This window comes from Myxacorys almedinensis A (assembly GCF_010091945.1).
In the GTDB taxonomy this organism is placed as follows: Bacteria; Cyanobacteriota; Cyanobacteriia; order Leptolyngbyales; family Leptolyngbyaceae; genus Myxacorys; species Myxacorys almedinensis.
Map to the genome: position 1 here is coordinate 70528 of NZ_WVIE01000006.1, position 14616 is coordinate 85143.

At 48.2% G+C, this 14616-nt stretch carries 16 protein-coding genes; 11 read left to right on the top strand and 5 right to left on the bottom strand.

Annotated features, from left to right (window positions below; all coding sequences use genetic code 11):
- Positions 1–124: 124 nt before the first annotated feature.
- The 8 genes from bicA to GS601_RS06725 all read left to right on the top strand — a co-directional run bounded on the left by bicA (position 125) and on the right by GS601_RS06725 (position 5846).
- Positions 125–1786, top strand: a complete 1662-nt coding sequence (gene bicA, locus GS601_RS06690; protein WP_162422503.1) for a bicarbonate transporter BicA — start codon at positions 125–127, stop codon at positions 1784–1786.
- 127 nt (positions 1787–1913) lie between these two features.
- Entirely contained in the window at positions 1914–2249 is a 336-nt protein-coding gene (locus tag GS601_RS06695) for a cation:proton antiporter subunit C (RefSeq protein WP_162422504.1), read from the top strand.
- Complete coding sequence (locus GS601_RS06700) at positions 2246–3682, top strand: cation:proton antiporter (protein ID WP_162422505.1); 1437 nt, start codon at positions 2246–2248, stop codon at positions 3680–3682. The genes GS601_RS06695 and GS601_RS06700 overlap by 4 nt, the downstream gene beginning before the upstream one ends.
- A complete protein-coding gene (locus tag GS601_RS06705) occupies positions 3679–4068 on the top strand; it encodes a Na+/H+ antiporter subunit E (protein WP_162422506.1) in 390 nt (129 codons plus the stop codon). The genes GS601_RS06700 and GS601_RS06705 overlap by 4 nt, the downstream gene beginning before the upstream one ends.
- Complete coding sequence (locus GS601_RS06710) at positions 4065–4316, top strand: hypothetical protein (RefSeq protein WP_162422507.1); 252 nt, start codon at positions 4065–4067, stop codon at positions 4314–4316. The genes GS601_RS06705 and GS601_RS06710 overlap by 4 nt, the downstream gene beginning before the upstream one ends.
- Positions 4313–4591, top strand: a complete 279-nt coding sequence (locus GS601_RS06715; protein ID WP_162422508.1) for a monovalent cation/H(+) antiporter subunit G — start codon at positions 4313–4315, stop codon at positions 4589–4591. The genes GS601_RS06710 and GS601_RS06715 overlap by 4 nt, the downstream gene beginning before the upstream one ends.
- Positions 4581–5183 (top strand): DUF4040 domain-containing protein, encoded by a 603-nt coding sequence (locus tag GS601_RS06720; protein ID WP_238393123.1) that lies wholly within the window; start codon positions 4581–4583, stop codon positions 5181–5183. Before GS601_RS06715 ends, GS601_RS06720 begins: the two co-directional genes overlap by 11 nt.
- Positions 5184–5846: a Na(+)/H(+) antiporter subunit B gene (locus GS601_RS06725; RefSeq protein WP_162422509.1), complete on the top strand. Its 663-nt coding sequence runs from the start codon at positions 5184–5186 to the stop codon at positions 5844–5846.
- 201 nt (positions 5847–6047) lie between these two features.
- On the opposite strand, the gene GS601_RS06730 is transcribed toward GS601_RS06725, so the two are convergent.
- The 5 genes from GS601_RS06730 to GS601_RS06750 all read right to left on the bottom strand — a co-directional run bounded on the left by GS601_RS06730 (position 6048) and on the right by GS601_RS06750 (position 9297).
- Positions 6048–6551: a hypothetical protein gene (locus GS601_RS06730; protein ID WP_162422510.1), complete on the bottom strand. Its 504-nt coding sequence runs from the start codon at positions 6549–6551 to the stop codon at positions 6048–6050.
- A gap of 188 nt (positions 6552–6739) precedes the next feature.
- Positions 6740–7402 carry a hypothetical protein gene (locus tag GS601_RS06735; RefSeq protein WP_162422511.1) on the bottom strand — a complete coding sequence of 221 codons (663 nt, stop codon included), beginning with the start codon at positions 7400–7402 and terminating at the stop codon, positions 6740–6742.
- 126 nt (positions 7403–7528) lie between these two features.
- On the bottom strand, positions 7529–7957 hold the full coding sequence (locus GS601_RS06740) for a hypothetical protein (protein ID WP_162422512.1): 429 nt from the start codon (positions 7955–7957) through the stop codon (positions 7529–7531).
- A 187-nt stretch (positions 7958–8144) separates the two neighbouring features.
- On the bottom strand, positions 8145–8651 hold the full coding sequence (locus tag GS601_RS06745; protein WP_162422513.1) for a hypothetical protein: 507 nt from the start codon (positions 8649–8651) through the stop codon (positions 8145–8147).
- Positions 8652–8826: 175 nt separating this feature from the next.
- On the bottom strand, positions 8827–9297 hold the full coding sequence (locus GS601_RS06750) for a hypothetical protein (protein WP_162422514.1): 471 nt from the start codon (positions 9295–9297) through the stop codon (positions 8827–8829).
- Between the two features lie 550 nt (positions 9298–9847).
- Between GS601_RS06750 and GS601_RS06755 the strand changes: the two genes are divergently transcribed.
- The 3 genes from GS601_RS06755 (at position 9848) to GS601_RS06765 (ending at position 14516) form a co-directional block, all read left to right on the top strand.
- The gene (locus tag GS601_RS06755; RefSeq protein WP_202924920.1) at positions 9848–11257 is read left to right on the top strand and encodes a serine/threonine-protein kinase; all 1410 of its coding nucleotides are present in this window, start codon (positions 9848–9850) and stop codon (positions 11255–11257) included.
- Between the two features lie 119 nt (positions 11258–11376).
- Positions 11377–11913: a hypothetical protein gene (locus GS601_RS06760; protein ID WP_162422515.1), complete on the top strand. Its 537-nt coding sequence runs from the start codon at positions 11377–11379 to the stop codon at positions 11911–11913.
- Positions 11914–12056: 143 nt separating this feature from the next.
- The gene (locus GS601_RS06765; protein ID WP_238393124.1) at positions 12057–14516 is read left to right on the top strand and encodes an ATP-binding cassette domain-containing protein; all 2460 of its coding nucleotides are present in this window, start codon (positions 12057–12059) and stop codon (positions 14514–14516) included.
- Positions 14517–14616 lie beyond the last annotated feature (100 nt).

Genomic DNA, 14616 nt, shown 5'->3' on the forward strand with positions numbered 1-14616 from the left:
GTTGCTCTGTTGTTGAGGTTTATCTAACAACTGACTGTCAATGCAGTACGCCTTTGTTTTGCCAATTCCAAAGCGCTGAGCTTTTTACCCTGTTCGTTTCTAGTCGTCTACTTCATTCAAAGTAATGGCAATTACCAATCAGATCCGTTTTAACAATTTGCGTGGCGATATTTTTGGCGGTGTTACTGCCGCGATCGTTTCACTACCCCTAGCTCTTGCTTTCGGGGTTGCTTCGGGGACGGGTGCGATCGCAGGCTTGTATGGGGCAGTTTGCGTTGGCTTTTTTGCTGCCCTGTTTGGCGGCACGCCAACCCTGATTTCTGAACCCACAGGACCAATGACCGTTGTCATGACTGCGATCGTGGCGGGTCTGACAGCCAGCAATCCCGAAAATGGCTTGGCAATGGCATTTACCGTTGTCATGTTGGCAGGGCTGTTCCAAATCATCTTTGGCATTTTCAAGTTGGGTAAATACGTCACGCTGATGCCCTATAGCGTCATTTCCGGCTTCATGTCGGGGATTGGCGTGATTTTGGTGATTCTGCAAATTGCGCCTTTTTTGGGGCAGGCTGCTCCGAAAGGGGGCGTGTTGGGCACGGTTATCGCCATTCCTCAGCTTTTGGCAAATGTTAACCCGCCAGAGGCAATTTTAGGGGCGGTGACGCTCGCCATCATTTTTTTCATGCCTAAAAAGCTGAAGCAATTGGTGCCGCCGCAGTTGGTCGCCCTAATCATCGGCACAATTATTTCCCTGACAATATTTGGAAATGTAGACATTCGCCGGATTGGTGAAATTCCGATCGGTCTACCCACGGTGCAACTGCCCATTTTTACATCGGGTCAAGTCACCACAATGCTCGTGGATGGCGTGATGCTAGGCATGTTGGGCTGTATTGATACGTTGTTAACTGCTGTGGTGGCAGACAGCCTCACCCGCACCGAACATAAATCCGATAAGGAACTGATCGGTCAGGGCATTGGCAACATTGCGTCTGGGCTGTGCGGCGGATTGCCAGGAGCAGGGGCGACCATGGGAACTGTAGTAAATATTCAAACAGGAGCAACGTCGGCGCTATCTGGGCTAACTCGCGCCTTGGTGCTGCTGGTCGTGGTGTTGGGGGCAGCCAGACTAACCCAACCGGTGCCGATGGCGGTGCTGGCGGGGATTGCGCTTAAAGTTGGAATTGATATTCTCGACTGGAGTTTCTTGAAGCGATCGCACAAAGTTTCCCTCAAAGGCTCCCTAATTATGTATGGGGTGTTGCTGCTAACGGTCTTCGTTGATTTGATTGTGGCGGTTGGGGTTGGGGTGTTTATTGCCAACATCTTGACGATTGAACGGCTGAGTAACCTGCAATCTCAGGAAATTAAGCTGATTACGGATACGGATGATGATGTGCGATTGAGTGCCGAAGACAAGCGGCTTCTGGATAAGGGCAATGGTCGAGTGCTGCTGTTTTACCTGAGTGGTCCGATGATTTTTGGCTTGTCAAAAGCGATCGCCCGTGAACACAATGCCATGCAGGAGGCAGATGCGCTGGTGATGGATCTGAGCGATGTGCCGATGTTGGGAGTCACGGCTTCGCTGGCGATTGAAAATGCGATTCGAGATGCCTATGACAAAGGGCTTCAGGTCTACCTCGTTGGAGCCAGCACAAAAATTCAGAAGCGCTTAGAACGGTTGGGGCTGTTTGATCTGGTAACGACCAAGCATATTTTAAGCGATCGCACCGAAGCCCTATGTCAAGCTGTTGACTATGTTCATGACAAAGGCGTTGTAACCTGAGTGTGTAACCTGATAGTCATTTCTGATCGGGGCGAAGGCTGTTCGCCCCAACGATTCCATCTCTGGCTTGTGGACTGAAAGTATGATTTGTTTCCCTGCCCATCGTTCTTCCCCACCAGGCAATTCCATGTTAAAAGCGTGCGTGTTTGCGACCATATTGTGCGGATTTTTCGGCATTATTTTCAAGAAAAATCTGGTGATGAAAATTATCTCGATGGATGTCATGAGTACGGGGGTGATTGCCTTCTATGTGCTGATTGCATCGCGAAATGGTTTGTTCACCCCTATTTTTTCAGATGTCCGCAATGGGAATTACGCCGATCCAGTCCCTCAAGCAGTGATCTTAACTGCGATCGTGATTGGTTTCTCAATTCAGGCACTCATGCTGGTTGGTGTGATGAAGCTGGCGCGAGATAATCCTACTTTAGAAACCAACGAGATTGAGAAAAATAACGCGCCATGATTACCCTGACGATCGCATGGATCGCACTACCGTTTTTTTTGGGGTTTGTGATTTATCTGCTTCCCAAGATAGATCGCTATTTCTCGTTAGGATGTGCGATCGCTTCGGTTAGCTACGCGCTATTCCTCTTTACCACCCCCCCGCTCACCCTGCAATTACTGGATAGCTTTGGCGTTACGTTACTGGTTGATCCGTTAAGCGGCTTCTTTATTCTCACCAACGCGCTGGTCACAGCCGCCGTCATTCTCTACTGTTGGCATCGGAGTAAGACTGCGTTCTTCTTCATGCAAATCATCATTTTGCATGGCAGTGTCAATGCTGCGTTCGTCTGTACAGATTTCATCAGTCTATACGTGGCGTTGGAGGTGATCAGCATTGCCGCCTTTCTGGTGATTGCCTACCCCCGCAGCGATCGCTCGATCTGGGTCGGCTTGCGCTATCTCTTTACCAGCAACGTTGCCATGCTGTTTTATCTCGTTGGCGCAGGGCTGGTCTATCAGGCAAACCATTCCTTTGCATTTATTGGGCTGCGCGGCGCACCACCAGAGGCACTTGCCCTGATCTTTTTAGGGCTTCTGGTTAAAGGTGGGATCTTTGTATCGGGGTTGTGGCTGCCGTTGACCCATTCCGAATCGGAAACGCCTGTGTCAGCCATGCTGTCAGGGGTAGTAGTCAAAGCGGGGGTTTTGCCGCTAGTCCGTTGTGCTCTGCTAGTCGAAGAGGTTGACCCGATCATCCGGCTATTTGGTGTAGGAACGGCTCTGCTAGGAGTTGGGTATGCCGTTTTTGAGAAAGATACCAAGCGGATGCTGGCGTTTCACACCGTTTCGCAATTGGGCTTTATCCTTGCTGCACCTGAAGTAGGCGGCTTCTATGCGCTGACCCACGGTTTGGTAAAATCGGCACTTTTTCTCATCGCAGGAGTTCTACCTAGCCGCAATCTCAAAGAACTGCAAGATCAGCCCATCCACACTCCGATCTGGATTGCTCTAGCCATTGCCAGTTTTTCAATCTCAGGCTTTCCCCTGTTGTCTGGCTTTGGGGCAAAGGTATTGACCATGAAAAGTTTGTTGCCATGGCAAGTCATTGGCATGAACGTTGCAGCGTTGGGAACAGCAATCTCTTTTGCTAAATTTATTTTTCTGCCCTACCAAAAGCAAGAAGAACAAGGAAAAAACCTCCAGCCTGGTTTTTGGGCAGCGATAACTCTGTTAATTGGTGGCTTGGTTTTGGCAAATGTGGCGTATTACGAAGCTTATAGCATTGTGAATATTGTCAAACCTCTGGCAACGATCGGTCTGGGTTGGTTAGCATATTTTTTGGTTTTTCGACATACTATTTTCAAACTGCCGCGTTTACTAGAGCAGTTTGATCACCTGATCGGAATGATGAGTTTGATATTGATCCTACTGTTGTGGAGGGTGCTGATATGATCGGATCTCTTGACCTAATCTTGCGCCTGGTTATTTGGTTTTTGCTCACTGCCAACTTGAGCGTGGCAAATATCATCATTGGCATTTGTGTTGCCCTGCTATTGCCGCATGGAAAGACTGCCTTGGGTGCATTAAAAGATTGGCTGCGGGTGCTGTGGGAGATCATAGTCGCCATTCCTCAGGCGTATCTGGAGGCCTTTGAACTGATCTTCCGTCCCCATATGCAGGAGAATATCACGATGGAGCGAGCCAAACCCCGGCGATCGCCCGGTCTCGTTTTTCTAGATATCTTTCTGATTACGTTTACCCCCAAAACTATTGTTGTGAAATATCACGAAGAAGGCTGGTACGAAGTGCATCGGGTGCAACGGAGCAGAAAGAGATGAACCTGGTTTTGATTGCCATGATTCTAGCGTTGCTCATTCCCATCTATGGGGCATGGCAGGATGACGATATCTGGCAAAAAATGCTGGCGTTTGCCAGTATTGCCACCAAGACATCTGTGATGATTTTGGTGGTCTCTGTCTTGCGGGATGATTGGATGATTGGGGTTGTTGGGGTGATCATTTTAAGCGTGGGAAATGCCGGATTAATGCTGCTCGCACAGCTTATCAAACGGATGAACGACTCATGATCAATGTCTTGAGCTATTTCTGCATCGGGCTGGGAATTGTCTTCTGGTTTTGGGGCACCTTTCCTATGCTCAGCAAGCGATCGATCTTATTCAAACTGCACAGCCTTTCGGTTGCCGATACCCTCGGCTCAATGAGCATTATCTTTGGTCTGCTCCTCAAAATTCCTAATGAATGGTCGTTGCTTGTTCTTGCTCTCCTTTCCTTAGCGGTTTGGAATACGGTGCTGGGGTATGTGTTGGCATATTGTTCTAGCAGTGGAAGAAATGATGAATGATAGCTATGTTTATTTCATTGTTGCCCTGCTGCCGTTGGCGGCGTTTATGCTAACCATCCAGATCAACCCTTATAATGCTCTGGTGATTCGTGGCATTTTGGGCGCGATCGCAGCATTGGTCTACGCCGTTTTGGGAGCGGCAGATGTAGCCTTGACCGAAGCATTGGTAGGAACAATGCTGGCGATTACGCTCTATGCAGTGGCGGTGCGATCGTCGCTAGTAATGCGGCTGGGCGTCCTAGAAGACGGGTTACTGAAAGCAGAAACGCAAGCAGAAAGCGGCGACCCTTCTGCACAACTCATCGCCGACCTCCGAACCATTGCCAACAAGTACCATCTGCGGCTTGAACTGATCCCCTATGCTGATCCAAAGTCTTTAGATCAGGCATTACTGGAAAAAGAGATTCATGTAACCTGTATCGCGCGATCGCATCACGACACGCACGATCGCTCACTGCATAAGTCTGAAGGTCGCCCCTATTCCATCACAACTCGCATCCGTCGTCTTTATGACATCCTGCAAACTGATCTATCATCGCCCACAACCAGCCTGACCTACGTTACCGCACCAGATTCAGGGGAGAAGCATTAAATGAAATGGCTCTACATTGCAGCAGGAATCGCCCTGTCTATCAAATTTGTGATCATGCCGTCTGCGATCGCAGACGTGCCAGATCTTTCAATCGTCGAGGCTATTATTCACGATAGTGGAGTGCCCAATGCAGTTTCGGGCATCATTTTCAGAAATCGGCTGTATGACACGATTTTTGAAGTCATCGTATTTACGATCGCTATCATGGGTGCCCAGTTTCTCCTAGCAAATGAACGACCGTTCTGCACCGTCTATCAGTTCAGTGATCAACCTTCAATCGTGCTGGCACGGCTAGGAGCAACCATTGCTGCGATCGTAGGTGTTGAACTGGCGATTCGGGGACACCTCAGCCCAGGTGGTGGGTTTGCGGCGGGGGTCGCGGGTGGAACTGCGATCGGGCTGGTGGCAATTACCTCATCCTCAGAGTGGATGGAGTCGATTTACCAACGCTGGCACGCTGCGACCTGGGAAAAAATTTCAGTGCTTCTTTTCATTGTGCTAGCAGCGATCACGTTGGTCGGTGTTGAATTGCCCCACGGCAAATTGGGCGCACTGATAAGTGGTGGAGTTGTTCCCCTGCTCAACATTTTGGTTGCCATCAAAGTTGCGTTGGGGTCTTGGGCGGCGATTTTGGTGTTTATCCGTTACCGAGGATTGTTATAGAAAAAGAGCTTGGCGATCGCCTGCCCTCCACCTGATTTTCACAACGTTCAGAACCGTTTCACTTGACGTAATACCAATTGTTCTAGTAGATTGTCAACTTCGAGTTGAGGGAGAGCTAAGTGCATGAGTCGATAAACCCGATTATTAAATTCCCCATCTTCCCATCGACTCCCAGTCCATCATTTCAAGCTTGACAGACCACTAGGGCAAGTCTTTCAGCTTTTGTAACCGGAGCGTTGCTTCTTGCACTTGGGTTTGCAGCAGGGCTAGATTCGCCTCGATCGTCTTCTTATTGGCTTCCAAAACCTCGGTCTCTGTGCGTAAGCGAGCCATGCGCGCCCGATGATCAGCAGAACGACCGGGTTGGTAAATAATGCCAAAAGAAACAGTGACGTTTGACGCATCCAATGTGTTTGCCCCTACAGACAGATTCATCCCAAAATCATTTTCTGTATTCACATAAGCATTGGGTAGCTGTAACGGTTGAATTGGAATGCTAACCGACGTAGAAGCGTTGACGGGCACTTGAACTTGAGGATTTGATTGAACAATTTGATTAAACGTCGAGTTACTTCCGATCGCACTTGTTTGGTTACTGGTTGCCACTTGAGCCTGGGCAACATGAGTTGTGGCGACCTCAGCCCCGATCAATCCTATCGTAGAGAGAACGATCGCTTTAATTGTGAAATGTTTTAGAAATTGCATAGTCCACCGTTAAGCCAATCAAGTGTGAGCAGTTGAATATTTAAAATTAAAAACCCATTATGAAAACCCATTATGAAAACCCATTATGAAAACCCATGGTAAAAACCCATGGTAAAACGGTATCCACACAGGATTCACAATGGGCAAACTTCACTAAGAGCAATGCTTAAACTGCAATCTTTATCGCATCAGCGAACTACGATCGCTAATATCTGGTTTAGTCTTCCATTCCCGCTTGTCTGGTGCAACACTCGCGTTCCAGTTCCCGAAAATTCAATCTTTACAGGTGCATTCATGGGCGAATAGTGACCGTTAATTTCAACAATCTTTGTCCCCTTAGACAGATAGGGAGCAAGATTGAAAGACGTACGAGCACCCTTTAAAGTCTGAATGACTTGACCATTGACTTTTATTTGCCCGCTCAGTTGCAGTCCTGGAGCCGAAATGGTGAGTTGGTAAGGTTGCTTTAGAGCAGCAGCAGCAAGGGTAATTGATGTTCGTTGAGTGGACTGTTGGGTTGAGCTAACACGAGTTTGTGAAACCTGCGATGTTTGAGAAAGATTGACTTGCGAACGGTTTGAACTGAAGTTTGAACTAAAGTTTGAACTGGGGTTTTGCATCGGTTCCTCCGGGGTTCTTTGCACAAATCGCACCCGCCAATTTTCAAGCGTGCGATGGGGCGAACCCGCAGAAGGCTTACCAAAATTCATTAATCTGGGGGCAGATTCAGACCGCATCACTATTCCATTATGGCTGATTTGTAGTGAGGGCTGCGCGAACCCGCCTTGAGCAAAACACAAAAAAGTCGCCAGCGTTCCACAAGTAGCGTGAAGCAAGGGTTGAATGTTCATGACGATCACAGTTAAGAATTGATCATTGCTAAAGCAAAAGCAGAATTCAGTGACCAGCGATGAATGAAATTTTTCTAATGTTGGCTCCCAAATTCTGCATTACGGAGATGAAGTCACAGGTCATCCTTAGCTTATGGTGGGCTTTGGCACTCCGCTAAAGATGCCATTCAAAAAGGTCGGATCCATGGCAGGGCTGTAGACATCAACCTGGGTATTCACCGGAATTTGAATTGTTGGGCCACCTAACCCAGGAAGATTTGGCACACCTTCCATGCCGTTGGTAATGGTAGAGTTGCTGTTGCGAATTTGAGTTACATCACCAGTAGCCACACCCGTTTGGGCGTTGGTTGTTACGGCTGCGCCTCCTACACACCCGTCGGGTGCTGCCATATTAACTGTGTTTGCTTGAGTAGAGGGTGTATGAGACCCATGGATGGCGAGTTGATTCGATACATCTAGCATGACGCACTGAGCCGATGCCGCAGAAGTCAAAGACGGCAGAAAGGGCAAGCATACAGAAAGCGAGAGCAAGCCGAAGCCGAGAGGTTTGAACATGAGAGTAGACTCCAGAATGTAAAGAAGATAGACGTGAGTTGCGATCGCAGGTAGGAAAAAGGAAAGCCGCGATCGCGTTGCAAACCGTTTGAACCTAAGAATCGAGAAGTTGCCGATTTTTTTAGGGAGCGTAGTCAGGAAATCGGCAAAACCTAGCGCCTGATGACAGTTCAGGGTGGAAGTTCGACTAGTGTTGCAATACGATCGCCTCGGCGGAGTTCCCTTGAATTGCTGTGTTACCTACACCACTTTGAGCCGCATCTTGGACATTGCCTTGCACAACTTGAGCACCGTTAATACCCGGAACACCATAGTATGGGAAGGGATACCCGCCTGCACCTTGAAACACGCTTGCAGCGCTAGAATTTCCCTGAATCGCAGTGTTACCAACCCCAACTTGATGAATATTTTGATGATTGCCCTGCACAACAGTTGCACCATTAATTCCAGAAACAGGGCAAGGAGCAACAAAGCACTGAATTCCAGGATAAGCAACACCATTACCAACCTGATTCACAATCCCAGTCTGAACATTACCCTGAACAGCTACATTACCACTACCGTTTTGAACAATGTTTTGGTCGGAACTTTGAATCACAGAAGCCGCATCTTGAGCAAACGCAGGAGCAGCAGCAAATCCGCAGATCGATGTGAAAACAGCCAGAGCGCAAGATTTAACTAATTTAGCAGACATGATTGAACCTTCCTAAGTTGAATGGTGAACGTTATTTTGTGAGAGTAGGTGTCCCGATTTTTGATGTCAGGAAATCGGTAAAACCTGATCGAACCGTTGTTCGCCTTATCGTTTACGTTGTGTTGGCATTATTGCCTACGCTAGATTTGATCCACTGTTGACCGTGCGATTGGTACTAATGTTGGATAACCGTTGCATCTGTGGAATTACCTTGAACTGCGGCATTGCCCAACCCATGCTGTAGAACACCTTGGCTACCACTTTGCAGTACGGTAGCACCATTGATGTCAGGAGCCGGATAGTAGGGGAAAGGATAGACCGTCGAGCCTTGCAGCACCTCAGCCGTGGTCACATTTCCTTGAACCGCACTATTGCCTGCACCCACTTGAGTAACACCTTGAGCATTGCCTTGGTGTATCACTGCACCGTTGATATCTCCCACGGGGAAGAAGGGCGCTCCAGTTTGGGTGATGATCCCCGTTTGTTGGCTGCCTTGAATCGCGACATTGCCTAAACCAACTTGAGCGGCGCTTTGTTCAGAGGTTTGAACAACAGAAGCTGCGTTTTGGGCAAAGGCTGGAGTAGACACGAATGCAGCAGACAGAAGACCGAAGACTGATAGCTTGATTGCTTTTACAGATGACATGGTGGTATTTCCTTTCACTGAATAAGGTTTGTTTTTGTTAGAGAAGATTCCGCTTCGCTGATTCGTCACAATTCGATTTCTAACTTATGCACATTGCGTTGAGTTTTTCGTTTTCTTTTTCAACTCGTTCGCCATAAATGTGGTTGCGCTAGTGATGAATTTCGTGGTTTTGAATCTTGTGAGTTTGGATTGTTTTCTCTCACACTCAGCACTACGACTCCTCGATTGGGTTTATGCAGCGATCGCTAGGCTTTTTCTAAAATTCGGCTCTTGAAAATGCTCATAATCCTTATATAATAGGGGTTTCTGAATTTCAGGAAAATTCTTAGTTGAGATTGATCTTGGCTCAAATAGCTGCTTTAGACGAGAGTATTTAAAAGCGATCAGCCTCAACGTTTGGTTGACCCCATCCCCGCAGCGATCGCTATGACCCGATCTGCATAATCTTCTTAAGTCAGTCTTATTAAAAATTGGAAGCGAAACCGTCATTTTATGGAAGCGATCGTTTCACCGCATCGGAGGATTAGAGAGCTAGTTATAGGAGGTTAAAATGGTTGAGCATCAGTTAGGCGATGCCTTTGTCAAAATTGTTTATGCCAAGGTGCAATCTAACGGTAGAACCGAAATGGTTCCGCTTAAGCTTTATGTGGATGGGTCACTAGAACACATTACCCATTCTTTGTTTGCCTCAGATTCGGGAGTTTCTCCGCAGGCAATGCTGGGCAATCGATATCTGGTGCAACGAATTCTCGGTCAAGGGGGCTTTGGGCGAACCTATTTAGCCGCCGATCAATACCGCTTTGACGAACTCTGCGTGTTGAAGGAGTTTTTGCCTCATAAAATAGGCGATTATGAAACGCAAAAGTCGCGCGATTTGTTTGAGCAAGAAGCTAAAATTTTGCACCAACTTGAACACGCTCAAATCCCCAAGTTTCTCGCTTATTTCGAGGAAGACGAGCGCCTCTTTTTGGTGCAAGAATTTGTCAAAGGTCGCACCTATTCATCGTTGCTGAGAGAGCGCCAGCAGCGAGGAGAAGCCTTCTCTGAGCTTGAGATTGTTGAATGGTTGCAGCAGTTGCTTCCGGTGTTAACTTACATTCACGATCGCGGCATCATTCATCGCGATATTTCCCCTGACAACATCATGCTCCATCAAGATCACAATGTTCCAATGTTGATCGATTTTGGGGTTGGCAAATGGACAATTAATATGCCGTATAACGGTGACGAAACCAAGCCGGAACCAGAAACAAAACCTATTTATTCGCGCAAGCATTCTGTCGTGGGTAAGATTGGCTACGCGCCCCATGAACAGCTTTGGATGGGTCAATGTTTTCCCAACAGTGACTTATATTCCCTGGCAGTAACTGCGGTTGTGTTGCTCACTGGAAAAGCACCTCAAGCCTTGATTGATCCGCGATCGCTAGAGTGGCAATGGCGCAATTTTGCAACCGTTAGCGATCGCTTTGCTGACATGCTTAACACTATGCTGGAAAATAAGCCCAGTGAACGGTATTCCTCAGCCCAGGATATTTTGGCAGTGTTGGAGGAGCGATCGTTGCGCGATCTAACCGATGGCAGCCAGTCTGCTGATCCAGTCACTGTTGTGAGCCGTCCGGCTTTGCCAATTAATCAAGCCAACACTAATCAAGCCAACACCAATCGAGCCAACACGAAGCAAACCAATATTGAGCAGACCGCACCGCCGCTGCGGGTAAGTCCGCCTGCGGCGTTGTCGTTAAACCCGATATTTATCAACCGTTGCGAACAGGAACTGATGAATTATATTGGACCAATCGCCGCTTTTTTAGTGAATCAAGTGATTCGTGAGTGGCGCGATCGCAACGGCAACCCAGAGCAAATGTCTCTTACCTCCGAAGCATTGGTCACAGCATTGGCAGAAAAGATTCCCAATCAACATCAAGCGATTGAATTTCAACGTCAATTGTTACGACTCTAATTTCAGAATAGATTGCATAAAAGATTTAAAGCAGTCGTATCAATCAATAGAACAATTAAAAAGCAAACCAGTTCTCTAACGTAATTATCACTATCTTACAACGCTAAAGAGGTCATACCATGTCTCATTCAATTCAACGCATCGTTAAACTTAGTGGAATGCTTCCTATTTTACTAGGAATGATGGCATTTAGCCCAACCAAAGCTTCTGCGCTTGATGTTTCACAGATTCCGCTCTTGGGTTCAGTGCTTCAGCGCGGCTTGTCGATAGAACCAAGCGTACGACTTTTAGATCAAGGCTTAAGCCGAAATAATGTGCAGCTTTGCGTTTTATCTTGCTCGCCGTTGCCCAATGGTATACCTCCTATCTCCTCTCCGCCAGCAGGTCGAGTTCTCGCACCCGGAACCGGAGCCGTTGGGGGGTCGCTTCCTCAGCAAATGATGCAGCTTCCCGCTCATGTGTTGCAGCAGGGAATGCAGATCCCAAATCAAATTTTGCCGTCCCAGTCGATGCCGCAACCGTTACCGCAAGGCGTTCCTGGCTTACCTCAACCGGGGCTTTCTCAACCGGGTCAAGTTCGGGCAGGGCAGGCTCCTGTGCTCCAGCAGTTGGGGCAAACATTGCAGCCACAAATTAGGCAAGCGATCGGGCGATAAATACAATTCATAACCTTGGGTTTCCTCCTTAGCCTCTCTTTTGACCTAGAAGAGAGGCTTTTTTCAGCCCTAATGGGCGATCGCACCTTGCATAACGCCCTGATCCTTGTCGTAGAGACAGATGAAGGCATTTTCAGCACGCCATGTTTGGGAGTATTGCCATGATTGAGACCTTGCACAACGCCACCCTGATCAGCCAAGCTCAGCCCTTTATTGAATTAGACAATCACGGAGAGGTGTTGCGCTTTCAGTTGCAAGAAGCCCGGTATTTTTTGGGGCGCGATCGCACCTGGTCAGACTTGGAAATTCCCGAACAAGGATGGGATGTGCTATCAAGAAGGCAAGCCGTTTTACAACGGGAAGGCGATCACTATCGGATCTATGATGGTGATGGTCATAGTACTAGTCGAAATGGCATTTTTATTCGCCATACTCAAATTTCTGAACAGGGCTATGTGCTCAAGCATGGAACACAATTAGAAATCGGGCAAGATGCCAGTAATCAGATCAAATTGACGTACATTGATCCGGCAAGTAGCCCCACCGTCACGCCCAGTAATCTACGGTTGGATTTGAAACGGCTACGAGAAACCCCGGTAGAACTTGGGCGAGAACCTGATGCGACTCGCTATGCCTCAATGACGTTAGAATCGCCGGTGGTGTCTCGTCGCCATGCCACCGTTTACGCTACACCAGATGGTGGGTTTACCCTGCAAGATCACAGCACCAATGGCACCTTTGTGAATGGGCAACGGGTCGAGCGGTTTGCAAAACTGCATGAGAGCGATCGCATTCGGATTGGTCCGTTTACGCTGGTCTATCAGCACGGGATCTTGGAACTTGCCGATCGCGGTAATCAGATTCGTCTCGACGCCGCGCATCTCGTTCGCAAAGTGACGGATAAACTCAACACCGAACGAGTGATTTTAGACGATGTTTCCCTCTCAATCGAGCCGGGGCAGTTGGTCGCATTGGTGGGGGGCAGTGGTGCTGGAAAATCTACACTGATGAAAACGCTATTGGGAATAGAACCGACAACATCTGGAAAAGTTTATTTGAATGGTGATGATCTACGGCAACACTTTGATTTGTATCGCTCTCAGTTGGGCTATGTGCCGCAAGATGATATTGTGCATTGCGACTTAACGGTAGAAGAAGTTTTACTGTATGCGTGCAAACTTCGATTGCCAGCAGATACCAATGCTAAGCAAATTGTGCAGAAAACGTTAGAGCAAATCAAACTCCACCATGTTAAACATACGTTTATTCGTGACTTAAGCGGTGGGCAGCGAAAACGAGTTAGCATTGGCGTCGAACTGCTTGCCGATCCAAAACTGTTCTTTCTCGATGAACCGACTTCTGGACTCGACCCAGGGCTTGACAAAGAAATGATGAATCTGCTGCGCGAGTTGGCAGACCAAGGACGTACGGTGATTTTGGTGACTCACGCCACGGCAAATTTAGAAGCGTGCGATCGCATTGCCTTTATGGGTCGAGGCGGCAAACTTTGCTATTTTGGGTCGCCTCAAGGCGCGCTCGACTTTTTCGAGATGCCAGAGGCTGATTTAAAGTATTTTGCAGACATTTACATCAAGCTTGATCAGGGCAAAACCAAGCAAGACGTTCACGCAACCGTGCAGCACTGGGCAACCAAATTTCATCAGTCTCAGTCTCACCATTTAGCGCTAAATCCGGTTGGGAGGGAGTCTTCTAACCGATCTGCGCCATCAAACATGGGATCTCAACGACGCTATTCTCCGGTTCAGCAACTGAGATTGCTGAGCCAGCGCTATGGGCAATTGGTGATGCGCGATCGCATGAGTTTAGGCTTGGCACTGCTCACTGGGCCAATTGGCATCGCACTCATTTATCTGGCAGTGCAGACCCGCGATCCGTTGATCCCCGTTACGCCGCAAGACGCCATGCACGCCTCGCTCAGCTTGCGAACGCTCCTTGTGATTAGCTGCATTGCGATTTGGGTCGGCATTTCCTGTTCTGCCCAAGAGATTGTCAAAGAAGCTCCTATCTACGCCCGCGAGCGCTTGGTCAATTTGGGGTTACTGCCTTACCTCGGCTCAAAAGTGCTGATTCGCTCTGGCATTGCCGCTGTGCAAACCCTGTTGCTGATCGCTGCAATTTTGCTCAGCCTTCACTCGCCTGCCCCCGACCTGTTGCCCTGGGTTTTTGGGCTAGGCATGACCAACTTTCTCACCCTCTTTAGTAGCCTCTGCTTAGGATTGCTCCTCTCTACGGTTGTTAAAACTGAAAACCAGGCGAACAATGCTCTGCCGCTGATTATGATTCCTCAACTGATTTTTTCTGGCATTTTATTCGAGCTACAAGGCTTGCCAACCCAGCTATCTTGGCTGATGGTGAGTCGATGGTCTGTCGGCGCGTATGGCGCATTGGTAGACGTGAATCAGATGATCCCTGAAGCGATTCAGATTCCGGGTAGAGCGCCGATCGCTCAACCACTTCAGGTTAATGCTGTGTATGATGCTACTTGGCAAAACTTGGGGTTGAATTGGGCAATGTTGGGCGCAAGTGCGATCGCCTATCTTGCGATCGCACTCTACCTCCAAAAACGCAAAGACGTGATCTGACGCCTACGTGATCGTTTTGAACGTGTAAATCATAAAATTTGAGAAGTTTAATTTATAACTACGGTTGCCGCATCTCGGCGGTTTGAGATGTAATGTTAAC